Raw genomic sequence first — 24,606 nt, 5'->3', positions numbered from 1 at the left:
GCTCAGCCCTCCTTCGGGACCACGTAGGGGGCGACGCTGCGGAGCTTCTCGCAGGTCTCCTCGTACTCGCGGGCCGGCCGGGACGCCCCGACGACGCCCGCGCCGGCGCGCAGCCAGGCGCGGCCGCCCTGCTGGTAGACGGCACGCAGCACGAGTGCCGCGTCCAGCGAACCGTCGGCTCCGGCCCGCAGGACCGCGCCCGCGTACAGGCCGCGCGGTTCGTCCTCCAGTTCGCGGATCAGACGGTACGCGGCCGGCTTGGGGATGCCGGAGGCGGTGACCGGCGGGAAGACCGCGCCGAGAGCGTCCCAGGCGGTGCGGCCCTCGGCCAGGTCGGTGGTGACGCGGGAGGCGAGGTGCTGGACGCTGCCGCGCGGCTTGACGCTGAGGAAGTCCGCCACGTGGGTGGCACCCGGCACGCCCACCGACGACAACTCCTCCACCGCCAACTTCACGGAAGTGGCGTGCTCGTACACCTCCTTCGGGTCGCGGTGCAGGTCCGCGCGCAGGGCGGCGTCCGTGTCCGGGTCACCGGTCAGCGCGCGGGTTCCGGCCAGCGGCTGGGTGGTGGCGGTGCCGTCGCCCGGTGCCTCGATGACCGTCTCCGGGCTGAAGCCGGCGGCTTGGATGCCGCCGAGGTCGAGGAGGAAGGAGCGGGCGGGGTTGTTGGCCGTTCGGCCCGCGACGTACGTGGCTGTCATGTCGACGGGGAAGGGCACGGGGACGGTGCGCGCGAGGATGACCTTGTCGAGCCTGCCGCGGCCGATCTCGGTGACGGCGTGGGCGACATGGCCCTGGTAGGTGCGCAGGGGATCGTGGACGTCGACCGGCTTCGGGGCGCATGCGGGCCTCGGGGCCCGGGCCACCAGCGTACGGAGGCGGTCCGGGAAGTCCGGTTCGAGTGTACGGACGCTCAGTTCCGTCTCGGTCACCGTCACCTCGGTGCTGGGGACCATGAGGTGGGCCAGGGGCAGGTCCGTACGGCCGCCGCTCGCCAGCTCGAAGGACAGCCAGCCGTAGGCGTGCCAGTCGGCCACCGGTGCCTCGTGCAGGGCGCAGTGCAGGGGTTCCCAGGGCGTTCCCGACCAGGGGGAGGTCCTCTGGCCGACGCGTATGTTCCCTGCGTCGAGGCGTACTTCGTGGAGCGGGTTACCGGCGATGTACCACCGCTGGTCCTGCTCGTAGACGACGTGGTCGGTGAGCAGGCCGGAGTCGGCGAGCTGAGCTACGACGGCCAACGGTGCGAACGCGCCCTCGATACGGGTGTGCTGATAGTGCTGATGCATGCTGGTCTCCTGGTCAGCGGCGGTGCGGCGCGCGCAGCGGGGCGGCGACGAGGTCGGCGACATGGGCGACGTTCGGCTCTTCGATGCAGCTGAAGTGGTTGCCCTCGATCCCGGTGACGGGCAGGTCGCCGATGCACACGTCCCGCCAGAAGGCGAGGGTGGTGTCGTCCATGCCGGGTGCGAAGCCGGAGGCGCCCCGCGGCAGCAGGAAGCGCATGTCGCCGGCGTACGGCTCGGGGGTGAAGCGGGCGGACAGGAAGCTCTGCCGGAAGACGCGGAACATCCCGGCGACCATCTCCGGCGGTACCGTCTCCCCGCCGGCCTCCGTGGCGGCGCGGGCGTACTCGGCGAACCTCTCCTCCCTCGTGCACGAGGACAAGCGCCGGAAGAACTCCCCGGCGGGGCCATCGGCCTCGGCCAGTGAGCCGAGCGGGACCTTTCCGCCGTTGCGTTCGATGACCTGCATGAACCCGCGGACGACGGTGTCCGCGTCGATGTCGCCGAACCCGGTCTGGGCGAGGGAGATGTGCAGGTTGGGCACGAAGAGGATCTCGATCATCAGGTCGTCCTCGACGTCCACGACGACCGGGTGGCTGCTGATGAGCACCAGGTCCTCCACCGTCACCCCGCGCTCCTCAAGACGGCGGGCGACCTCGGTGGCGTACAGGCCGCCCAGGCAGTAGCCGATGAGCTGGAGCCGGTCGTGGCCCTCGGTGAGCAGGCGCTCGGCGTAGTCGTCGGCGGCACGCTCGATGACGGTGGCCGGGTCCTGGGCGAGGTAGCGCTCGGTGTCGTCGATGACGACGCCGAGGACCGGGCCGAGGTCCTGCTCGACCAGGCGGGCGGCGAGCGGTCGGTAGCAGTCCATGGTGCCGAGCCCGGCGTGGAACATCACCCGCAGCGGGCCGTCGCCGGAGCTGCTGAAGGACATCAAAGCCGCGTTGCTGCCGGTCGCGGCGCGGCGCATGGTGGGGTCGGCCGGTGAGTCCGCGCGGTCGCGCAGGAAGGCAGCCAGGTCAGCGACGGTCGGGTGGTTGAGGAGCTGCCGCAACAGCGTGTCGAAGGGGATACCGGAAGCCTCGGGGACCTCCTCGCGCAGCCGTCCGGCCATCCGCGCCATGATCAGAGAGTCGGCGCCGTGGTCGTAGAAGCTGTCGGTGCGGCCCACACGTCCGCTGGGCAGTGCCCCGGACCACAGGGCCGTGAGCCGGGACTCCAGCGCGTCCGCCGGTGTCTCGTCGGCGGGCCGGGGTGCGGTGTCGGTGGCTGTGGGCCGCCAGCCGGCGAGCGCGCGTCGGTCGACCTTGCCGTTGCCGGTCAGCGGGAGCGCGTCGACGACCTGGAGGTGCGAGGGGACCATGTGGGCGGGCAGCCGGTCGCGCAGGAACGCCGTGAGGTCGTCCTCGGTGACCTGCGCCCGGTCCGTCTTGAGGCGAGCCGCGAAGAGGTGGACGTGCTGCGGGGCCAGTGCGTGCCCGTCGTCCGGCAGGCACAGCACCTGCTCGGCGCCCGCCTCGCGCAGCAGCGCGAGCCACTGGTCGCGGTCGAGGTAGGAGCTGCCACCGAGGGCACGGTCGTCCGCGGGCTCGGTCATCATGAACGCCTGCGAGGCCAGGATCCACGGGTGCTCGCGCGTGGGTTCGGTGAGGATCAACCAGCCGCCCGGCGCGACGAGTTCGGTGAGGCGGGTCAGGGAGGCGCGAATGTCGCGGGCGTTCTCCAGCACGCCGGCGGCCAGTACGACGTCGTACGCGTTCGGGACCAGGCCCTGGGCGCGGTGGTCGGCATCCACGTCGAAGACGCCGAAGCGCAGCTGCGGGCGCTCGCGGTCGCCGAAGCGGCGGCGGGCCTCGGGCAGGAAGAAGCCCGCCACGTCCGTGAAGAGGTACGTGCCGTCCCGGTCCACCAGGGCGGCCAGGGCGTCCTCGGTGGTGCCGCCGGTGCCTGCGCCCACTTCGAGGACTCGCAGCGGGTGGGCGGCGGTCACCTCCTCCAGAACCGATGCGACGGCACGGTTGAGGTAGCGGGCTGTGGCGTTCCGGCGGTAGAGGGCGTGCGCGGTGGCGAAGTCTCCGTCGGGGAAGAGGAGTTCGACGGGGTCCTGGCGGCCGGTCATCAGGTCGGGCAGGCGGTCGGCGTGGTTCCTGACGTACGTCAGGAAGTCGCGGGAGGCGACCTCGTCGCTCCAGGTCTGCTGGGCCCGCTGCCACAGGCGGGCGGTGGTCGGTGCGTCGGCCTCGCTGATGCCGTGGTCGTCGAGCACTGCGAGCCAGCGGCGTACCAGCCAGTGGTGGCGCGGGGCGATGCCGGCCTCTGTGAGGGCCTGCTGCGACGGCTTGCCGTCCTCCGCCGGGAACAGGCCCAGCTCACCGAGCGCGCAGGCCATCGAGGACAGGACGGCGGCGTCGAAAGAGTCGACGTGCGCGGCCACCCGGTCGCCGTCCAGGCCGGGGACCGCGGCGTCGGCAGCCTCACTCACCGCTGGCTTCAGGGATACGGCACCGGGGACCGCCGGATCCGTCGGCGCTGGGACGACCGCGCCGAGGAGCGCGCGATCCGCGCCCGTACCGTCCACGACGACTGCCGCTGAGGCCACGGCCGGGTGCTCCAGCAGCGCCGCCTCGATCTCACCCAGCTCGATGCGGTGACCGCGCACCTTCACCTGGGTGTCCTCGCGGCCGAGGAACTCGATCTCGCCGCCGGGCAGGTAGCGGCCCAGGTCGCCGGTGCGGTAGAGGCGCTGTCCGTCGCGCGTGACGAAGCGGCGCTTCGTGGTCTCCGGGTCGCCCAGGTATCCCTGGGCGAGACCGTGGCCGCTGATGTACAGCTCCCCCGCGACCCACACCGGGCAGTCGCGCAGGTCGGCGTCCAGCACACGGAAGCCCTGGTTGGCGAGCGGCAGGCCGTACGGGATGCTGTGGTGACTGTCGTAACTTTCCCCGCAGCGGTGGTAGTTGGACCAGATGGCCGCCTCGGTCGCACCACCCAGCGCGATCAGCTCCAGGCCGGGCAGCCTGGCGGTGAGGGTGCCGGGCAGGGTGACGGGAATCCAGTCGCCGGAGAGGAGAGCGAGGCGGAGGGTGGGGAGCCCACGGCCCGGCTCGGTCTCCAGGTAGGTCGCGAGCATCTGCATCAGCGCCGGTACCGAGTTCCAGACGGTCACGCCGTGCTCGGCGATCAACTCGGTCCAGTGGGAGGGGTCGGTGCGGCGCTCGGGGTCGGGCAGGACGAGGGCGCCACCGACCGACAGGGGGCCGAAGATGTCGTACACCGACAGGTCGAAGCCGAGGCCGGCCAGGCCCAGCACGCGGTCGTCGGCGGTGACGCCGAAGCGGCGGTTCACGTCCTCGATGGTGTTGAGGGCGGCCCGGTGGCTGATGACGACGCCCTTGGGGCGCCCCGTCGAGCCGGAGGTGTAGATGACGTAGGCGGGGGCGTCCGGGTCGCCGTCCTGCGCAGGCTGGGCCATACGGGAGGCGGGCGCGAGCGTGTCGACGGCGATCGCCGGGCCGTCGGTGTCCACCCAGGACTGCGTCAGGACATGCCGTACGCCGGCGTCGGCGAGCATGGCGGCACGGCGCAGGGGCGGCTGCGTGGTGTCGACGGGGAGGTACACGGCATCCGCGAGGAGGGCGCCGAGGACGGCGACGATCTGCTCAGGGCCCTTGTCCATGACGACGGCGACGCGTTCCCCCGCGGTGCAGCCGGCGGCCCGCAGCCGCTCGGCAACGGCGGTGGCGCGGACCGCGAGGTCGCCGTAGCTGAGGGTCGTGCGCGGAGCGATGACGGCGGGCCGGTCGGGGATGCGGGCTGCCTGGTCGAGGACGGCATGGTGCAGGAGGGTGTCGGGGAGTTCGGCCGCCGTGTCGTTGGCGCGGCGGCGCTCCTCGGTCTGCCAGGCCGGCAGGGGCACCACGTCGTGCGCGTCCCAGAGGTCTTCGCCGTCGGCAAGGGCCCGTATGAGTGTGTCGAAGGCGTCGAACATGTCGTCCGCGAGGCCCTTGGGGAACACCCCGTCACGGATGTCCCAGTTGACCTGCAGCCCTTCGGTGTCGTCCATGGCCTGGCAGTCGATGAAGACCTGCGGGGTCTGGGTGATGCCGAAGCCGTCCAGGCGGCCCTCGGTGCGGCGGCCGGTGCCGTCGTCGCCGAGACCGATGGCGCTGGTGAACACCACCGGCATCAGGGCGGCTTCGCGGCCCCGGCGGCGGGCGAGTTCGCGCAGCACCTCCACGCCGGAGTACAGCCGGTGGTCGAGGTCGTCGAAGAGCTGTCCGGACAGCGCGCCGGCCCGCTCCGCGAAGGAGCTTCCGGGCGTCGGCTCGACGGCGAGCAGGTTCACGGTGGTGAAGTCGCCCACGACGCGGTCGATCTGCTCGTGCAGCGGCAGGCGGTTGAGGACGGTGAGATTGAGGCAGAAGCGCGGGCTGCGGCTCCAGCGGCCGATCACGGCGGCGTAGGCGGCGAGCACGACCGAGGAAGGGGTCAGACCGCGACGCTGGGCGCGGTCCTTCAGGCGCTCCCAGGCGGCTGTGTCCAGCTTCAGGAAACGGCGGCGGAAACGAGGCTCCTGGTTCGTCTCGGCGAGTGGAAGATCCGGGGCGGGCGGCAGGGTGTCCAGCCGGGACCACCAGTAGTCCTTGTCACGCTGATGGGCCGGAGAGTCACGCAGGGAGCGCTCGGCCAGCAGGTAGTCACGGAACTGGACGTCGAGCGACGGGAGTTCGGCGTCGGGATCGGCGTGCAGGGTCTCGAACTCGCCGAGCAGGAGCCAGATGCTCGCCCAGTCCGCGATCAGGAAGTCCATCGAGAGATGCAGCACCGCACGGTCCGCCGTACGGGTGAGGCGGACGTCGAACAGGGGCCAGCGCGTGGTGTCGTACACGCGGTGGCCCATCTCCTCGCGGGACCGCAGGAGGTCTTCTTCCGTCTCGCCCACGGGGACGGTCAGCCGGGGCGCGGTCGGCAGGACGTGCTGGTGGCCCGCCGGGTCGATGACGGCTCGCAGCATGTCGTGGCGGGCGACGAGCCGGTTCCAGGCGTCCTCGGTGCGGGCCGGGTCCAGGCCGGGGTAGTTCACCTCGAGGTACACGTGGCAGGCGACGCCGCCGTACCCGAAGACCTCGTTGCGGCCCAGCAGGTAGGCGGCCTGCACGTCGGTCAGCGGGAACGGGTCGTGCCGGGCCGCCGGGTCGGGGGTGAGCGTGGTGGGCCGGGCCTCGGCGCGCAGACACTCCAGTACGGCCGCCTTGCTGTCCTTCAGCGACTGGAGCTGCCCGGCGCTCAGAGTGCCCTTGGGCGCGCGGTAGCGAAGGGTCCCGTTCTCCTCCCACAGCTGGATGCCCGCCTGGCGCAGGCCCGCTATCAGGTCGGCCGGGGTGGGTGCGGTGTTCATGCGTTCTCCTTGGCCGTGAGGGGCGGGATGTTGGCGTTGAAGCGGAAGAGGTTGTCCGGGTCCCAGGTGTTCTTCACGCGGCCCAGACGCGCGTACGTGGCGTCCGGGTAGGCGGCGCGCACCCAGTGGGGCTCCGGGTCGGGCAGGAGGTTGACGTAGGGGCCTGCGGTGACGTCCTGGAGCGACTGCCAGGCGCTGCGCGCCGGTTGAAGGTGCTCGGGGCTGTCCGCATCGCCGTACCACTGGGCGCACAGCTCCACGAACCAGCGTGCGCCACGGTGCGTGAAGGCGGTGGGCCCGGCCGGTGCGCGGCTGATGGCGCCGCCGAGGGCGCCGAGGACCACGGAGAAGTTCGGGCCCGCCGCCTCCCAGTGGCCGAGCAGGCGGTCGAGGGTGGCGTCGGTGAGGTCGGTGAGGAATTCGCCGCGGTTGTACACGTGCTGTCGGGTGACGTCGGGCGGGGAGGGCAGCAGTCGCTGGTATGCGGTGTACGGCAGGTGAGTGATGCCGTCGGCGACCGCGCCGTGCCGCAGGGGGGCGAGCACCTCGTCCGCCCGGTCGGACGGCCCGAACCAGCTGGGGATCAGTACCGCGCACCGCTCGAAGTGCAGGTGCTCGGGTATGAGCGGCAGCGGCGGCGCGGTCCAGACGAGGGCGATCAGCGATGCCGTGTCGGGTGCCGTGGCCAGCCAGTCGCGGGCCGTGCGCAGGGCGGTGCGCGCCTGGGACGCCCGGTGGACCAGAGCCCCTGCGACGACGCCGTTCACCGGGTGCAGGCGGAAGCCGAAGCGGGTGACGACGCCGAAGTTGCCGCCGCCTCCGCGCAGTGCCCAGAACAGGTCCGGGTGGGTCTCGGCATCGGCCCGCACGTGCCGCCCGTCGGCGGTGACCAGGTCGAAGAAGGTGACGTTGTCGCTGGTGAGCCCGTACTGGCGGGACAGGTCGCCGACGCCGCCGCCGAGGGTGTGACCGGCGATGCCGACGTCGGTGTTGCGGGGGCCGGGCACGGCGAGGCCGTGCTCCTGCGTGGCGGCGTCGAACTCGCCCCAGGTCAGTCCGGGCTCGGCGACGGCGGTACGGGCGAGGGGGTCGATGTCGATCCGCTTCATGCCGCCGAGGTCGACGACCACGCCGTCGTCGCAGGTGCCCCAGCCCGCCACGTGGGCCCCGCCGCCCCGGACGGCGACGGGCAGGCCGTGGCTGCGGGCGTGGGCGAGGACGGCGATCACGTCGTCGGCGTCGGTGCAGCGGGCGATCAGGGCGGGGCGCCGGTCGGCGCGGGCGTTGCGGACGCGGCGGGCCCTGTCGTAGCCGGGGGCGCCAGGACTGAGGAGTCTGCCGCGGAATCCAGGAAGGGTGTTCACGGGCTACTCCGTCCGGGCCGGCGTGGTCAGGACCGCGCCGTGGAGCCTGGCCGGATCCAACGGGCCGGTGAGACCGTCGAGTTCGACGGCGACGACACCGGTGTCCGGGGCGGCCTCGACGGCGAGCGGAGTGTCCGCATCGACGTGGGCGTAGAGGCTGTCGAAGGCGGCGCGGTCGCGCTCGGCAACGCCCATCCGGACCCGGCCGATGCGCCTTGCCCCATTGGGGTGGTGCACGGAGGCGGGGCGTTGGGGCGGGTCGTAGGCGGAGACCACGAACGGAAGCCGGACCGGGCGCGTGGCGAGGAACTGGTAGCGCACCAGGTCGCCGTCCGGGCGGGTACGGCGGCCCTTCATCACGCGCGACACCCGCACTCCCCCGGCGCTCAGCGCCGCATGGACACGGACCAGTTCGACGTCGTCGGTCTCCAGGGCCAGGTCCCGCCAGCCCTCGCCCGGGCGGGCCCAGCGGGCCAGCCGGTCCCCTGCCGCCCTGCCGTTCACAGCCGCCATGGGCCACTTCACGAGGCGGAAGGCGGGCGGCAGTTGGAAGAACTCGATGAACGGTCCTTCCTCGAACCAGAGCAGGGCGTTGTGGGCGCGCTCGGGAGCGCTGCCGTACTCGACGGTGAAACCCAGCTCTTCGTAGTCCCGTACGACCGACCGGACATCGTCGACCTTGCACAGGACATGGCTGCAACGCAGCACGATCTTCAACTCCCCCATGGGACGGTGCACTCAGTTGATTCGGGCCGCGAACAGCCGCTGTCCCAGCGGCGCCAGCGGGTGGTCCTCGTCCGGCGCGGTGACGATCTGCCGGAACTCGGCTCCTTCCAGGGCCGCCAGCCACTGCTCCCGGGTGAGGAACGTGGTGTCGTCGGCTCGCCGCGCGTCCTCGGCGGCGGTCATCATGAACGCCTGCGAGGCGAGGATCTCCAGGTGCTCGCGGGTCGGTTCGGTGACCAGCAGCCAGCCTCCCGGGGCCAGCAACCCGGCCAGGTAGCGCATCGTCGCGTCGGTGTCGCGGGCGTTGTTCAGGACGCCGGCGGCGATGACGACGTCTGCGGCGCCGGGCTCCAGTCCCTGGCCGGCCGGATCCTTGTCGACGTCGTACAGGCCGTGCCGGATCCAGGGACGGTCGGCGTGGCGTTCCTTGGCGACGGTGACGAAGAAGTGGGAGACGTCGGTGAACAGGTAGTCCACAGGTGGCCTCCGGCGACCGTCCTCGGTCAGGGCCGTGGTGATCGCTTCCGTCGTCGCGCCGGTGCCCGCCCCGACCTCGGTGATCCGCAGCGGGTGCGTGGCGTTGCGTACGGTGGCCAGCGAGCGTACGGCGGCGGCGATGGCGGTGTTGAGGTAGCGGGCGGTGATGGTCTCGCGGTACACCGCGTCCGCGACGTCGGTCCGGCCTTCCGGAAAGAGCAGAAGGGCCGCCTGCTGTTCGTCTCTCATCAGCTGGAGCAGGCATTCGGCGTTGCGCCGCAGGTATGCGACGAACTCGCGTGTGCCAAGGGCCTGTTGCCAGGTGAGGGCAGCCAGACCCCACGCCTGGTCCACCGCCTTGGAGTCCACCCGCGCCGCGCCCCGGAGCCGCTCACCGTCACGCGCGATCGCCTGGCGGTCGGCGAGGACCCGCAGCCAGCGCCGGATCAGCGTGTCGTGGCGGGGCGCCACCCGCGCGTCGGCCAGGATCTCCTCGGCCGAGTAGGTCGATCGGGGGTCGAGCAGGGCTCCGGCCTCCTGGAGTGCGGCCAGCATCGACAGGAGAACCGCGTCGTCGAGCTGTCGTACGAAGTCGTCCACCAGACGGCGGTCCACGGCGCCGACGTGGAGATCCGCCTGGGCGGTGGCGTGCCGGATCAGGCCGGCTACGCAGACTTCACCGGTCAACTCATCCGCTGAGAGCGGCTGGTGGGCCTGCCCCGGTCGCAGAGTCGGGTAGCCCAGCTCCTTGGTGAGGTCCTGCCACATCCGGCACACGGTCAAGTGGTACTGGTCCGGCCGTTCGGCCTGCGCCTCGCCGAGGATCGCCGCCCGTGCGGCTCGCAGGTCCTCGCCGATGGCGGCCGGCCACTGCTCTTCCAGCAGGTGCCGGTAGGCGGCCGGGGCGCCACTGCTCAGCACGGAGGTGCTGGGTTCGGAGAGATGTCCGGTGCCGGGGGCGTCGAAGTCGAAGCGGTTCTTGACCGCTTCGGGGATGTGCAGCCGCGGGCTCCACAGCACCGGGCCGTGCGGGTCGGTGAGGGTGAGGCTGCCGCCCGCGGTGCCGAAGGTGATGCGGTGCAGCAGGTGCAGGTGGTTGTCGGGGTCGTCGGGGTCGACCTGGTTGTGCACGCGCAGGGTCAGGGGTGCCCCGCCGATCGTGCCGGTCAGGACGGTGAACGGCGCGTCGGGGTCCGCGTCGGCAGCGGTCACCCGCCAGGGCCGTAGCGTGCCGAGCACCTCGCCCAGCAGGTGCAGCAGCGGGAAGGCGACCTGCGAGGCGCAGGCGGCGTCGACGTAGGCGACGGGCTGCCGTTCGCGCGCCGTGCGGGCGGCCTGGACGAAGCGCCGCACCTCCGGCAGCCGCACGTACAGGTCGCCGAGCCGGTAGCGCACCCGGTGCTTGCGTGCCTCGCGCAGGCAGGCGGCAAGGTCGTCGTGGTGCACGGGCTGTTCCTGGACCACATGGATGCCGCGGCGCAGCAGCCGCAGCGCCAGGTCGGTGCCGGTGCCGCCGAGCACGCCGGAGCGGACGACGACGCAGGCGAGGTCCACATCGTCGGGCAGTTGGTCCACGTCCGTGTACAGCGGTACGCCGTGCCGGGCGGCACACTCGACCGATCGCTCGCTGCCGGCCGCGAGAACGCCGACAACCTCGAACTCGTCGGGCAGCATCGCCAGGGCGGCGAGGTAGAACTGTCCGAAGGTCGTGCCGCACACGACCGTTCGAAGCCGCTTCACAGGGCACCTTCCTCAACCGTGGTGAGTTCATGGATCGCCGACTCGTGCACATGGAGGTCGCACAGGCCCGGCTCGTCCGTCAGGCGGGCGAGGGCGGTGACCGGATCGAGGGCCGTGTCCGCCCAGTGCGTTCCGTGCGGCACCTCGCCACGCAGGACCGCCAGGGCCGCGACGGCGGTGACGGCGCCGGTGAGCCGGGCGATGCCCGGCGCGCGCAGGACCGCCGTACGGGTCGTGGGCCGTCCGGCGCGGACGCCGTCGAGCTGGACGAGGAGCGTCACGTACGGGGTGCGGCCCGCCGTGTCGAGGGCGGTGGCCCGGCACAGGGCCGCAACTGCCTCGGCGCGGTCCGCCGCACGGGCTTCGGCGAGAGCACCGGCCAGGTGTCCGCCGTCCACCGCCGTGTACCAGTCGCCGTACGTGAGCGACAGGTCGTGGGCGAGCCGCTCGGCCTCTGCGTCCAGGTAGGGGAAGGCCGTCACCTCGCGGACGAAGTACGGCAGCCGGTGATCGGTCAGGCGGTGGAGTGTGCCCGAGCGGCGGGCGCCGTCGCGCCAGGCGGCCAGCGGCTCGTTGGCGCCGTCGAGGACGCCGTCCAGGTAGTCGTCGGCCCCGGTCGGGGTGAAGCGGTCCAGCACACCGGCGTACGCGGTCAGTCCGTGCACGGAGTCGAAGTGCTCCGCCGCCAGATGGCGGGGCAGCAGTCCCGACAGGCCCGGCAGCGCGCCGGCGTCGTACAGGGCGGTGCGCTCGCCGACGGCCGTGCGGACGTGATCCAGCCGCCCACCGCCTCCTGCGTCGACGAGATGGGCGCCCGCCATCAGCGCCGCGAACGTGACCTGCTGCGAAGTGCGGTGCGATGGGCCCGCGCAGTTCACCACCAGGTCGCAGCCCCGTACGAAGGCGGCGAGCGAGGCCGGGTCACCGGTGTCGACCACGACCGGCTCCGCGTGCGGAAGCTGTGCGGCGAGCTGCTTCGCCCGTACGTCGTCACGTCCGCCGATGCGCAAGAGTCCCGCTCCCCACCGGGCGAGCAGGCGGGCCGCATGGCCGCCGACGGCGCCGTATCCGCCGAGAACACCGATCACAGCGCGCCCTCCTCGGTCTCGCCGGGCTGGGCCAGCCCTGCCGCCAGGGATTCCGCGACCCGTTCCAGCGTCGGGCCGGCGAACAGGCGCCGCAGCGGCAGCTGTACGCCGTAGCGCCGGGCGACGTGTGCGAGGAAGCGGGTCGCGAGAAGGCTGTCGCCGCCCAGGGTGAAGAAGCTCTGCCGGCGCCCCACCGCCGGTACGCCGAGCAGTTCGGTCCACATCACGGCCAGGGCCTGTTCCAGTTGCCCCTGCGGCGGCTCGTCGGGGTCCTCGCCCTCCTGGGCGGTCGTGACGAGAGCGGTGATCGTGGCGCGGTCGACCTTGCCGTTGGCGCCGAGCGGCAGCCACGGCAGAACGGTGATCCGCTCGGGGACCATGTGCGCGGGCAGGCGCTGTGCCGCGTGGGTGCGCAGCGCGGCAGGGTCGAGGTCGACGGCGTCGTCGGGCCGGTGCGCCTGCAGCATTTCGGTGAAGGAGTCGCCCAGCGCGTCGTGTGTGACGTCGTGGAAGCCTGCGGTGCCCAGCAGTTCCGCCCACCGCTCGGCGGGCAGCATCGGCGTGCCCGCGATCCGCCGTTCCCTGTCGAAGCCTGCGTACCCGCTGTCCAGCAGGGCAGCGGTCAGCAGGGCGACCGGCGTGAGCTCGGCCCGTTCCACGGCCAGCAGCACCCCGCCGCGCCGCGTCAGCAGGGCGGCGAGGGCGGGGCCGTGGGAGGGGTCCGCGTGGCGGTGCAGCACCTGGTCGGCCAGGACCATGTCGAACCGGTGCCGCAGCTCGTCGGGGACGAGCAGGCCGTGCAGGCGGTGGCAGGCGGACTCGTGCGGAAGCCCGGCCAACCGCTGCTGTGCGGCCTCCACGAGGATGGGGTCGCCGTCCAGCAGCGTGTACCGCACCTGCTCGGGAGCCAGCCGGCCCAGCAGCCGAGCGGCCCACGTCCCGTCCCCGCCGCCGAGTTCCGCGACTTCCACCGGGCGTCCCAGCGATTCCGCCAACCGCGCTGTGCGCCGGGCCACTTCCGTCACGGCAGCCTCACTGCCCGGGTCGGCCGCTGCGAGACGTGCGGGGGCGAGGATGTCGTCGTCGAGCAGGACGGAGGCATCCAGTTGTCCGGCGAGAATCGCCCGGTAGTCGCCGATCCGCTCGGTGAGCCGCTGGTGCGCTCGGCCGATCAAGGAGGTGTAGGCGTCGTCGGCGCACGCAGGCGGTGCCGCTGCGGGGCTCTCGGGTCCGGGGGCGTACGCCCCCGCGTCCTCTACGAGCACCTTGCGTTCCGTGAGCCACCGCAGCCAGAGCCGGAGGACCGGCAGGTGTACCTCGGTCGCCCCCAGACGGGCCGCCCACCCCTCTGCGGTGAGCCCGGAGGTCACATCGCGCAGGCCGAGCAACCGGGCCAGGAAGGACTCCGCCACCGCGCTCTCCGCACGCCGGGCCCGATCACGGAACTCGCGCGCCGTTGTGGTCGGTTGAGTGCCACGAAGGTCGACCGATCCCGCATCGGACGCCGGAACGACGGCGGCGGCCAGGCGCCGCGCCGCGCCCTCGCCCGCCACGGTGACCAGGGCCCGGCCGACGCCGGGTGCCTCTCGTAGCGCCGCCTCGATCTCACCGAGCTCGATACGGTGGCCGCGTATCTTCACCTGGTGGTCGGAGCGCCCGAGGAACTCCAGGGTTCCGTCGGGCCAGTACCGGCCCAGGTCACCGGTCCGGTACCAGCGCTCCCCGCTTCCGGTCACGAACTGGCGTCGCGTCAGCTCCGGTGCGCCGCGGTAGCCGAGGGCGACCCCGGCCCCGCCGATCCACAGCTCGCCCGGTACCCAGTCGGGGCAGTCCCGGCCGTGCGCGTCCACGACACGGAAGCGCTGTCCGCGCAGTGGACGCCCGTACGGGATCGACGTCCAGGCCGGGTCGACCTCGTCGACCTCGTGGGCGTTGGACCAGATGGCGGCCTCGGTCGCCCCGCCCAGGGCGACGAACCGGCACCACGGGCTCTGCTCGGCCAGCCGTCCCGGCAGGTCGAGGCCCACCCAGTCACCGGAGACAAGCGCGAGCCGCAGCGTGTCGAGGGGCTGGGCGCCGCTTTCGGCCGTGGCGAGCAGCATGTCCAGCAGGGCCGGAACGGTGTTCCACACGGTGACCCGCCGGCGGCGGACGAGGTCGAGCCAGCGGCGGGCGTCGCGCCGTTCGTCCTCGCCGATCAGGACGACCGCGCCGCCCGCCGACAGCGGCCCGAAGACGTCGTACACGGAGAGGTCGAAGTCCAGCGCGGACACCGCCAGGCCCCGGTCGGAGTCCGTGACCTGGTAGCGCTCGTTGATGTCCGTGACCGTGTTGGCGGCCGCCTGGTGGGTGATCTCGACGCCCTTGGGGTCGCCGGTGGAGCCGGAGGTGAAGATGACGTAGGCGAGCGCGTCGGTCGGCACCTCGACGGGAGCGGCGGCCACGTCCATCGCGGGCGCCGCGTCGACCGGTACGGCCGTGACCCCGTCCACCGACCGGGCACCGGGCTCGGTGACGGCGAGGCGGACGCCCGCGAGGCGATGGATGCGCTCGCGGCGGGGGCTCGGCTGGTCGACGCCGACGGGAACGTACGCCGCCCCGGCGGCGAGCACGCCGAGCACGGCCACGATCTGGTCGGGCCCCTTGGGCAGGGTGACGGTGACGGTCTCGCCCCGCCGGACGCCGTGCTCCACGAGGACGGTGGCCAGGCGAAGGGCACGGTCGGCAAGCTCACCGTAGGTCAGGCGGTCGCCGTCGCCCCACAGCAACGCGACGCGCTGAGGCTGGTCGGCGGCGCGGCGGAAGAAGCCGGCGTGCAGCAGTCCGGGGACATCGGGGCCGGTGGCGTTGACGGCGGCGCGCGTCGCGTTCTGGGCAGCGGGCAGCAGGTCGGGCGCCGGAGTGTTCCAGTCCCCGGTGGCCAGCCAGTCGACCAGCCTCACGTACGCCTCGAACATCGCGTCGACGAGGCCGTCGGGGAAGAGTTCCTCGACGACGTCCCAGTTGAGGCGGATGCCGTCACCGTCGTCGGTGACCTGGTGGTCGAGCCACACCTGCGGGGTCTGCGAGACCCCCCAGACCTGCCGGTCGAACGGGGCCTGCGGGACACGGCCCCCGACACCGAGCGCGCTGGTGAAGACCACGGGCATGGTGCTCTCCGCCTCACCGCTCCGGCGGGCGAGTTCCCGCAGCACCCACACGGCGGAGACCTCCCGATGGTCCAGGGAGCGCCACAGCTCCTCCTGGACCCGCCTGGCACGCGCCGCCCAGCTCTCTCCCGGCCTCGGGCGCGAGGAGACGAGCATCAGCGAGGTGAAGTCTCCGAGGACGTTGCCGATGTGCGGGTGGACGTCACGGCGGTCGAACAGCGTGAGGTTCAGCGTGAGGTCGGGTCGGGCGCTCCACCGGCCGAGCACCTCGGCGAAGGCGGTCAGCAGAACGCCGGAGGGGGTGAGACCGTGTACCCGGGCCCGCTCGGTCAGCACCCGCCACCGCTCGGGGGCGACACGGGCCTCGCGACGCGTGAAGCGAGGACGCTCGACGGCGGCCGGGTCCTTTGCGAGAGGCAGCGCGGGCGCCGACGGCAGCTGCGGCAGCAGGTCGGTCCAGTAGGCGCGGGCGACGGAGACCGCCTCGGGATCCGGGGCGGTGGAGCATATGTAGTCGCGGAACGACACGTCGGCGCACGGGAGTTCGGCGTCCGGGTCGGCGTACAGGGCGGCGAGCTCCGCGTAGAAGATGAGGATGCTCAGCGCGTCGAGCGCGATGTTGTCGATGCCGATGGCGACCCGCGTACGGCGGCCGGCGCGAACCCCGCGGACGGCGAACAGCGGCCACTGGGCCGGGTCGAACACCTGGTGCGATGCGGTCTTGCGCAGCTGCGCGAAGGCGGCGTCCGGATCGGGTCCCGCGTCGGTGACCTCCACGGTGAGGCGCGGCACCTCGGGCAGGATCCGCTGTTCGCCGCTGCCGTCGACGACCGCGCGCAGCATCTCGTGCCGCTGGATCAGCCGGTTGAGCGCCGACTCCAGCCGGGCCACGTCCAGGTCCTCGACGTCGTACTCGCGGTAGAAGTGACAGCCGATGCCGCCGAGCGTGAAGTCCTCGCCGCGGCCGAGCCAGTAGGCGCGCTGCACGTCGGTGAGGGGGAACGGTTCGTGGCGGTGTTCGGCATCGGCAGTCACCGTCGGAGCGGTGCGTCGCGTGCCGTCGGGGTGAAGGCGAGCCGCGAAGTCGGCCAGCACGGGGTGGGCGAACAGGTCGGTCAGTCGCACTTCGCCGTAGCCCTCGGCGCGGAGTCGGGCGATCAGGCGGGTGGCGAGCAGGGAGTCGCCTCCGAGGGCGAAGAAGTCGTCCTCCCGTCCGACCTCGTCGGCGCCGAGCAGGTCGGCAAAGGCCCGTGCCACGTCCTGTTCGCGTGCGCCGCGCGGTGGGGTGACGGGCCTGGCGGCGGCCTCGGTGCACTGCGCGACGCGGCGGGCGACGGCCTTGCGGTCGATCTTCCCGTTCGGAGTGAGCGGCAACTCGTCGAGGACGATCACGCGTTCGGGCACCATCGCGGACGGCAGCCGCTCTGCGGCGAAGGCACGCAGCTGTGCGGGTTCGGCGACGCCGGTCACGGCGGCGGCGAGCCGCCGGTCCTCGCCGACGATGGCCAGTGCCCGCTCCACACCGGGCACGGCGGTCAATGCGGCCTGGATCTCGCCGAGTTCGATCCGGTGACCGCGTATCTTGACCTGGTGGTCGGTGCGGCCGAGGAACTCCAAGGTGCCGTCGGGCCAGTAGCGGGCGCGGTCGCCGGTGCGGTACCAGCGCAGCCCGTCGGCCTCCAGGAACCGGTCGGCGGTCCGCGCCGCGTCCCCACGGTAGCCTCGCGCCACCCCTGTCCCGCCGATCCACAGCTCGCCGGGCACCCAGTCCGGGCAGTCCCGGCCGAGCGCGTCGACGACCCGGCACCTGACGCCCCGCAGCGGCGTCCCGTACGGCACCGACACCCAGTCGGCCGGGACCTCGCCGACCTCGCACACCGTGGAGTGGATCGCGGTCTCGGTCGTACCGCCCAGCGCCACGAACCGGCAGTCGGGCGCCACCGCGCGCACCCGCCCCGGGAGGTCCAGGGGAACCCAGTCGCCGCCCAGCAGCGCCAGCCGCAGGGACGGCAGCCCGTCGGCTCCGGCGGCGGTGACGAGCATGTCCAGCAGGGCGGGCACACAGTTGACGACGGTCACCCCGTGCGCACGCATCAGGCCGGCCCAGGCGGTGGCGTCCCTGCGAGCAGGCTCCTCGACGCACACGACGGCGCCGCCGACGGCGAGTGTGCCGAAGACGTCGTACACCGACAGGTCGAAGTCGAGCGCGGAGACGGCCAGGGTGCGGTCCGAACCACCCATGCCGAAGCGGTGGTTGAGGTCTGCGATCGTGTTGACGGCGGCCGCGTGGGGGACCTCGACGCCCTTGGGTTCTCCTGTGGAGCCCGAGGTGTAGATGACGTATGCGAGGTCGCCCGCGGTCCCGGGCACGGGCGCGGTCAGGGGCTCGGTCCCCTCCGGCACGGCGATGTCGTCCAGGACCAGACGTATCCCGGCCGATGCGTGGATGCGCTCGCGGCGGACCGCGGGCTGGTCGATCCCCAGGGGCAGATAGGCGGCACCGGCTGCCAGGACGGCCAGCACAGCCATGATCTGGTCAGGCCCCTTGGGCAGCGTGACGGCGACCAGATCCCCCGGCCGGACGCCACGTGCGTGCAGACTCCCGGCCAGCGTCAGTGCCTGCTGCGCAAGTTCGCCGTACGACAGTGAGCAGTCCCCTCCCCACAGCAGCGCGGGTGCGTCGGGGTGGGCGGCGGCCTGCTCGAAGAAGCCGTCGTGCAGGCGTGCCGTGCCGGCGTTCCAGTCGGTGGCGTTGATGGCGGTCCGCACCGCCCGCTGGGTTTCGGGCAGCATCGACGGCACGGGAGCGGTCCAAGCCGCCGGATCGTCCGGCAGCCGCTCCAGAAGAGCCTGGTAGGCGGCGAACATCGTGTCGAGGACACCGGGCGCGAACGCGTCCTCGCGCGCGTCCCAGTTGACCAGCAGCCCGCCGCCGACCTCGGTGACCTGGGCGTCGAGCCAGACCTGCGGTCCCTGGGAGATGATCCAGGACGCCTCGCCGAAGCTCTCCCGCACGGCGTCGGCGAACAGCTCGCCCAGGCCGAGGGCGCTGGTGTAGACGACGGGGGCGAGGACGCGGTCGCCGTGCAGCCGGGAGGCGTCGCGCAGCACCTCGACACCCGAGTAGCCGGCGTGCGCGGCGTCCTCGTGGAATCGCTTCTGCAGGCGGGCTGCGCGTTCGGCGAAGGTGCCGGGTGCCGCTCCGTGCCAGGCGAGCAGCACCGATGAGGTGAAGTCGCCCACGAGCGAGGCCACGTCGTCGTGCAGCGGCTCCCGGTCGAACAGTGGCAGGTTCAGCAGGAGGTCCGGTTCGGCACTGAAGGCTTGCAGTGTCTCGGCGAACACGGCGGCGAGCGCCATGGCGGGCGTGAGCCCGTGGCGGCGGGCGGCTTCTTCGAAGCGCCGGGTCTGCTCGGCGCCGAGGTGCAGATGGCGCCGTACGACGGTGACGGCTTCCGTCCCACCGGTGGACGCGGGAAGTCGGGGCGCGGCAGGCAGCTCGGGCAGCCGCTCGTGCCAGTACGCGCGATCGGCCTCCAGCGCGGCCTTGCGGGTAGGCGTCTCGGCGACGGCTCGGCGCTCGGCGAGGTAGCGCGGGTAGCTGTAGGCCAGGGCGGGCAGCGGTGCGCCGGAGTAGGCGCGGGCCAGGTCGGCCAGCAGCACGCGCAGGCTGAGCGCGTCCGCGGCGACCATGTCGAGGTTGACGTGCAGGCGCGTGCGGCGGTCCGCGAGCAGCGACAGCTGGACGTCGAAGACCTCGGCGGTGGCGATGTCCATCCGGCGGTGCGAGAGGGTCCGGCGCAGCTCGTCCAGCCGGTGTTCCGCGTCAGCCGCGTCCAGGGCGCGCAGGTCGTGCACGCGCAGTCCGGGCCAGGGGCTCTCGGGGAGGATGCGCTGGCTGCCGTCGTCGAGGATGCTCACGCGCAGCATGCCGTGCCGCGCGATGACGGCCCGTACGGCTGCTTCGAGGCGGGCCGGGTCCACGTCCCACCCGTCGAACTCGTTGTAGAAGTGCGCGGCCACGCCGCCGAGTTGCTGCCCTTCGGCGCGGCCCACCCAGTAGGCGTGCTGCATGAGGGCGAGCTCGAAGAGCTCGGTCTCGTCCACATGCCGGGTCACGGTCGCCTCACCGCTCGCGCCCCGCTCTTCGACCAGCCGCTGCCAGGCCGCGAGCGTCGGCTCGGTCATGAGGTCGGCGAAGGCGATGCCGAGGCCGGCGCGGCGACATCGCCCGGCGATCCTCATCATCGACAGCGAGTCCAGCCCGAGCTGGATGAGATGCGCGTCTTCGTCGATGTCCGTCACGGGTAGCCCGAGCAGTTCGCCAACGATTCCGGGCAGATCGAGCGCCGCGTCGGCGCGTTCCTGCGTCACCTGGATTCATCCCCCTTGAAGACACCGTCGAAGACCGGTGGAGAGACCGGTGAGAACCGGTGAAGACACGGCCGAGGACCCGGCCCGTTCCGGCCACGAGCCCAACCTAATGGAAACGATTTTCATTTACAAGTCTTGAGTTTCCCGCTAGCGTCGCCCGCACGAACCACCGGAGAGGAAGGTCCATGACGGAAACAGAGATCACCCAACACGGCGGCGACGCCGAGGAGTTGGGGACCGAGCCACCAAGGGAGGTGCCACCGGAAGTACGGAGCGCACGGCGCTGGACAACCGCCGTCACGGCGCTCGCGGCGGCGCTGATGACCCTCGACATCACCGTCGTCAACGTGGCGATGCCGGAGATCGGCGCCGACCTGGGAGCCTCCCTGGACGGCCTGCAGTGGGTCGTCAACGCCTACACGCTGAGCTTCGCCGCCCTGCTGCTGACCGCGGGATCGGTGTCGGACCTGATCGGCCGCCGCAGGATATTCCTGACCGGCGTGGCGGTGTTCACCCTCGCCTCGGCCGCCTGCGCGCTGTCCCCCGGCGCGGGCGCCCTGATCGCGGCACGCGCCGTGCAAGGAGCGGGCGGGGCCATGGTGCTCGGCACCTCGCTGGCCCTCATCTCCGGCGTCTTCGAAGGCGCTCCCGCGCGGGCCCGTACGACGGCCATCGGACTGTTCACGGCCGGAGGCGCCGTGTCGGCGGCCCTCGGACCGCTGGTCGGCGGCTCGATCGTGGAGTGGCTGAGCTGGCCGTGGCTGTTCGCCGTCAACGTGCCGATCGGCCTGCTGATCATCTACGGCACGCTGCGCAAGGTCCCCGAGAGCGGGGCCGGCGGCGGATCGCACCGCATCGACTACGCGGGGGCGGTGCTGGCCGTGCTCGCGCTCTTCCTCCTCAACTACGGCCTGCTGGCAGGCGCGGAGGACGGCTGGTCCGAGCCGCGTGTGCTGGCCGCACTGACCGCGGGCGCGCTGCTGGCAGCGGCCTTCGTGGTGGTGCAGTGGCGGCTGGGCGAGCGGGCGATGCTGGATCTGCGGCTGTTCGCGATCCCGACCTTCGCCGGCGCGCTGCTGCTCAGCTTCGCCGCCCGGATCTTCAGCTTCGGCATGCTGCCGTTCCTCACCCTCTGGCTCGGCGGCATGCTGCATCTGACGCCGATCCGGATCGGCCTCGTCCTCCTCGCGCAGTCGGTGGCCATCGTGATCGGGGCTCCGCTCAGCGGGCTGCTGGCCAAGCGGGTGCCGGTGGCCTGGGTGCTGGCACTGGGCATGGCCGCGGTGGGTGTGGGCGTGCTGCTGACGGTGGGGATCTCGCCGGAGGACGACTGGACGGCGCTGCTGCCCATGCTGGTCCTGATCGGCGTCGGAGCGGGCCTGACCCTGCCCCATCTGCTGGCGCTCGCCGTGAACGTCGTACCGCCTTCTCGCGCGGGCACGGCTTCGGGCGCGGCCAACAGCTTCTTCCCGCTCGGTACGGCCACGGGTGTGGCCGTCTTCGGTGTGGTGCTGTCGGGCAAGGTGAACAGTGTGATGTCCACGGCCGCGCTGGGAGAGCACGCCGTTCCCGGCTCCGCCGCCGGGGAGCTGCGCCGTCTGGTGACGGCGGGCCGGTTCGACGCGGTCGCCGCGGCCGTACCGGAACCGGCCCGGAATCCGGTGCTCGCGCTGGCCCGCAGCGCCTACACCGAGGCGCTGTCGCAGATCTTCCTGATCGCGGGCATCGCGGCCCTGGTGGCGGCTGCGGCCAGCCTGGTGCTGGTCCGGGACAGGGACACCTACAACGCCGCGGAAGCCGAGCCGGAGACCGCGGCTACGCAGGCGTGAGCAGCCGGCGGCACACGACGTCGACGAGCGCGTACGGGCTCTCGGAGAGGTAGAAGTGGCCGCCGGGGAAGGTCAGCAGCTGGAAGGGACCGGTGGTCCACTTCTCCCAGCCGGCGGCCTCCTCGGCGGTCAGTTCCGTGTCGGCGGCGCCGACGAGCGCGGTCAGCGGGCACGGCACGGGCCCGGCGGGGGCGGCGGCATAGGTCTCGATGAGCCGGTAGTCGCCACGCACCGCTGGCAGGACGAGCTGTCGCACCTCGGGCATCGCGAGCAGTTCGGGCGCGGTTCCGCCGAGCCGGATCAGCTCGGCGGCCAGAGCGTCGTCGTCCAGCAGGTGCACGCTGCCCCCGTGGTGGTACTGCGGAGCCTCCCGCGCGGAGACGAAGAGGTGCTCGGGGGCGGGGTGGCCCTGCCCGAGCAGCCACAGGACCAGCTCGTGCGCGACCGTCGCGCCCATACTGTGCCCGAACACCGCCCACGGCCGGTCGAGCAACGGCACCACGGCCCGTCCCAGGTCCGCGACCAGCTCCGGTATTCCGTCAGGCAGCGGGTCGTCCAGCCGGTCCTCGCGGCCAGGGGGACACACCAGCACCGGTTCCACCTCAGGCGGCAGCAAGTCCTTCCACAGTCGGTAGAGCGAGGTGGAGCCGCCCGCGTGGGGCAGGCACAGCAGGCGCATCGCCGGGCGCGGCTGCGGGCGGGGGCGGCGCACCCAGGGGTTCGCGGGGTGGTGGGTCACTTGACGGTCCTCTCGTACGGCGCCGGGTTCGGCACCTTGGGTATGGCTGACAGGAGTCGGGCGGTCACCTCGTCGGAGGGGGCGGCCACGACGCGTTCGACGGGGCCCGACTCCCTGATGCGTCCGTCGGCGAGGACCGCGAGGTGCCCGCCCAGCCGTACGGGCACCGTCATGTCGTGGGTGACGACGACCAGTGCGAGTCCGAGGTCGCGGCGCAGCTCGTCGAGGAGCGCCAGGACGGTGGCCGCGGTCGGGGCGTCCAGCGCACTGGTCGCCTCGTCGCACAGCAGCACCCGGGGCTCGGCAGCCAACGCTCGTGCGAGCGCGACTCGTTGGCGCTGTCCCCCGGAGAGCCGGCCGGGGTGCAGCGCGGCGTGGGAAGCCTTCAGTCCGACGCGTTCGAGAAGGTGGTGCACCTCGGCGCGGCGCGCGTCGGCGTCGAGGGCCGGCCGGAACAGGTGCAGCGGGCGGGCGACGATCCGCTCCACGGTGTGGCGGGGGTTGAGAGAGTCGTACGGATCCTGCGGCACGAGCTGGAGCCGACGCAGGTCCTCGCGAAGGCGCGAGCGCAGACGCAGTGGCAACTGATGTGTGCCGAGGCGGAGTTCGCCTTTCCAGTCGGCGTGGAGGCCCGCCAGGCAGCGCAGCAGAGTGGTCTTGCCGCCACCGGACGGCCCCACCACCGACAGGCAGCCGCCGAACCTCACGTCCAGGTCGATACCGTCAAGTACGGTGCGCCCGGCGCGGTCGGCGGCCAGGCCGCGCACCGACAGCGCGGGCTCGCCCCCGCCGGACGATTCCCCGGCCCGGGGCGTCCCGGCCGACCGGGTGGCGGCAACGAGACGCCGGGCCGGCTCGCTCGCCGGCGCGGCCAACAGCTGGTCCACTGGGCCGCGTTCGACCACTCGGCCGCCCTCCAGGACCGCGACGTCGTCGGCCACCGCCGCGACGTGCGCGAGGTCATGGGCGATCAGGATGATCGCCGGGCCGCCCCGGTCCCGGATACGGGCCAGGTCGGCGAGCAGGGAGGCGGCGGTGACCGGGTCGAGGGCGCTGGTGGGTTCGTCGAGGACCAGCAGGTCGGGGTCGTGCGCGAGCGCGGCGGCCAGGGCCACGCGCTGCCGCTGTCCGCCGGAGAGCTGGTGCGGGCGCCGCCGCAAGAAGGCATCGTCGTCGGGGAGCTGCACCATGCGCAGCGCCGCACGGACGCGGCCACGCCGCTCCGCGCGCGGCACTCCCCGCGCCCGCAGGAACTCCCCGACGTGGGCGCCCACGCGCAGTGTCGGTGCCAGGGAGGTGCGCGGGTCCTGGGGCACGTACGCCGCGTGCCGGGCGCGTACGGTCCGCAGCCGCCTGGGTCGCAGCCCGAGCACGGACAGCCCGGCCAGTCGCACCTCTCCGGAGACCAGTGTCAGTCCTGGGCGCAGCTCGCCGAACGCGGCGAGTGCAATCGTCGTTTTGCCGGAGCCGGACGGCCCGACGAGCGCGAGGACCCTGCCACGGGGCACGTCGAGGTCGACACCGTCGAGGACGCGCGACCCGTCCGCCTCGACGGTCAGGTCCCGGATGCGCAGCGCGCAGCCGCCGGTCTCGGCGGCGGCCGTCGTGGCGGACGCGGTGCCCCGGTGCCGTCCGGGCGTCCTGGCCGTCGGCAACAGAGCGTCGACGAGGAGGTTGGCGCTCAGCAACAGCACCAGGATTCCCGTCGCCGGAGCCAGGACGGCGAGGGGCTGGAGCGCGAGCCCGTCGCGGTTCTCCAGGATCATCAAACCCCAGTCGGCCGCCGGGGGTTGGGCCCCGTACCCGAGGAACGCGGCAGTGGCGACGGTGAACGCCGCACCCACGAACCGCACCCCGGCGTCGGCGGCGAGCACCGGCAGCAGGTTGGGCAGCACCTCGCGGACGAGCACGTACCGGGTCGGTTCGCCCCGTGCGACGGCGGCCTCCACGTAGTCGTGCTGCAACGCCTGGAGCGTGGCCGCCCGCACCATGCGGACGACCTCCGGGAACAGCACCACAGCGGTCGCGACCGCGACCCCGCCGCTGCCCCGCCCCACGGCCACCACGACCACGCTCAGCAGCAGGAACGACGGCAGGCTGAGCAGCACGTCGACCAGGCGCAGCACGGCCGCGTCGACTGCCCTGCCACGAAGGGCCGCGATCATTCCGAGCCCCGCACCGAGCACGTACGCGACGGCGAGAGCACCCACCGCCGACAGCACCAGCGACCGTCCACCGGCCATGAAGCGGCTGAGCACGTCGGAGCCGAGGTGGTCGGTGCCCAGGGGGGCGTCACCACCGGCCGGTGCGTACGGCATGTCCAGGACGGCGCCGGGTGCATGCGGCGCGAGCCACCGGCCGAGCAGGGCGAACAGCACGACGACGGCGAGCGCGGCGCCCGCGGTCACCGCACCCGCCCGGCGGCGAAGCCAGCCAGCC

Annotated in this window: 10 protein-coding genes; 1 reads left to right on the top strand and 9 read right to left on the bottom strand. The window is 72.8% G+C overall.

Going from position 1 to position 24,606, the window contains the following annotated elements:
- Nucleotides 1-2: 2 nt before the first annotated feature.
- From ACZ3ZD_RS22485 to ACZ3ZD_RS22455, 7 genes are read right to left on the bottom strand one after another with little or no spacing between them, the layout of a single operon-like run.
- The gene (locus tag ACZ3ZD_RS22485) at nucleotides 3-1,286 is read right to left on the bottom strand and encodes a salicylate synthase (protein WP_467400061.1); all 1,284 of its coding nucleotides are present in this window, start codon (nucleotides 1,284-1,286) and stop codon (nucleotides 3-5) included.
- Between the two features lie 13 nt (nucleotides 1,287-1,299).
- Nucleotides 1,300-6,681 carry a non-ribosomal peptide synthetase gene (locus ACZ3ZD_RS22480; protein WP_467400059.1) on the bottom strand — a complete coding sequence of 1,794 codons (5,382 nt, stop codon included), beginning with the start codon at nucleotides 6,679-6,681 and terminating at the stop codon, nucleotides 1,300-1,302.
- Nucleotides 6,678-8,045 carry an FAD-binding oxidoreductase gene (locus tag ACZ3ZD_RS22475; RefSeq protein ID WP_467400057.1) on the bottom strand — a complete coding sequence of 456 codons (1,368 nt, stop codon included), beginning with the start codon at nucleotides 8,043-8,045 and terminating at the stop codon, nucleotides 6,678-6,680. The genes ACZ3ZD_RS22480 and ACZ3ZD_RS22475 overlap by 4 nt, the downstream gene beginning before the upstream one ends.
- A gap of 3 nt (nucleotides 8,046-8,048) precedes the next feature.
- On the bottom strand, nucleotides 8,049-8,771 hold the full coding sequence (locus ACZ3ZD_RS22470; protein WP_467400054.1) for a VOC family protein: 723 nt from the start codon (nucleotides 8,769-8,771) through the stop codon (nucleotides 8,049-8,051).
- A 12-nt stretch (nucleotides 8,772-8,783) separates the two neighbouring features.
- Nucleotides 8,784-10,988 carry a Gfo/Idh/MocA family oxidoreductase gene (locus ACZ3ZD_RS22465; RefSeq protein WP_467400052.1) on the bottom strand — a complete coding sequence of 735 codons (2,205 nt, stop codon included), beginning with the start codon at nucleotides 10,986-10,988 and terminating at the stop codon, nucleotides 8,784-8,786.
- A complete protein-coding gene (locus tag ACZ3ZD_RS22460; RefSeq protein ID WP_467400051.1) occupies nucleotides 10,985-12,076 on the bottom strand; it encodes a saccharopine dehydrogenase NADP-binding domain-containing protein in 1,092 nt (363 codons plus the stop codon). Before ACZ3ZD_RS22460 ends, ACZ3ZD_RS22465 begins: the two co-directional genes overlap by 4 nt.
- Complete coding sequence (locus tag ACZ3ZD_RS22455; RefSeq protein ID WP_467400050.1) at nucleotides 12,073-19,599, bottom strand: amino acid adenylation domain-containing protein; 7,527 nt, start codon at nucleotides 19,597-19,599, stop codon at nucleotides 12,073-12,075. Before ACZ3ZD_RS22455 ends, ACZ3ZD_RS22460 begins: the two co-directional genes overlap by 4 nt.
- 185 nt (nucleotides 19,600-19,784) lie before the next feature.
- On the opposite strand from ACZ3ZD_RS22455, the gene ACZ3ZD_RS22450 reads away from it, so the two are divergent.
- Nucleotides 19,785-21,428: an MFS transporter gene (locus tag ACZ3ZD_RS22450; RefSeq protein ID WP_467400047.1), complete on the top strand. Its 1,644-nt coding sequence runs from the start codon at nucleotides 19,785-19,787 to the stop codon at nucleotides 21,426-21,428.
- Here the strand turns inward: ACZ3ZD_RS22450 and ACZ3ZD_RS22445 are convergent.
- Together ACZ3ZD_RS22445 and ACZ3ZD_RS22440 are read right to left on the bottom strand one after the other, a co-directional pair.
- The gene (locus ACZ3ZD_RS22445; RefSeq protein ID WP_467400045.1) at nucleotides 21,415-22,167 is read right to left on the bottom strand and encodes a thioesterase II family protein; all 753 of its coding nucleotides are present in this window, start codon (nucleotides 22,165-22,167) and stop codon (nucleotides 21,415-21,417) included. The two genes, ACZ3ZD_RS22450 and ACZ3ZD_RS22445, sit on opposite strands and share 14 nt — an antisense overlap.
- Nucleotides 22,164-24,575 carry an ABC transporter ATP-binding protein/permease gene (locus ACZ3ZD_RS22440; protein WP_467400043.1) on the bottom strand — a complete coding sequence of 804 codons (2,412 nt, stop codon included), beginning with the start codon at nucleotides 24,573-24,575 and terminating at the stop codon, nucleotides 22,164-22,166. Before ACZ3ZD_RS22440 ends, ACZ3ZD_RS22445 begins: the two co-directional genes overlap by 4 nt.
- Nucleotides 24,576-24,606 lie beyond the last annotated feature (31 nt).

Source organism: Streptomyces sp. NPDC023481 (assembly GCF_055560195.1).
This window is presented reverse-complemented; position numbering and strand designations above follow the sequence as displayed.

Bases quoted from the DNA above. Each gene is read 5' to 3' on its own strand.
- ACZ3ZD_RS22470 (WP_467400054.1), bottom strand. From the start codon at position 8,771: ATGGGGGAGTTGAAGATCGTGCTGCGTTGCAGCCATGTCCTGTGCAAG.
- ACZ3ZD_RS22485 (WP_467400061.1), bottom strand. From the start codon at position 1,286: ATGCATCAGCACTATCAGCACACCCGTATCGAGGGCGCGTTCGCACCG.
- ACZ3ZD_RS22480 (WP_467400059.1), bottom strand. From the start codon at position 6,681: ATGAACACCGCACCCACCCCGGCCGACCTGATAGCGGGCCTGCGCCAG.
- ACZ3ZD_RS22450 (WP_467400047.1), top strand. From the start codon at position 19,785: ATGACGGAAACAGAGATCACCCAACACGGCGGCGACGCCGAGGAGTTG.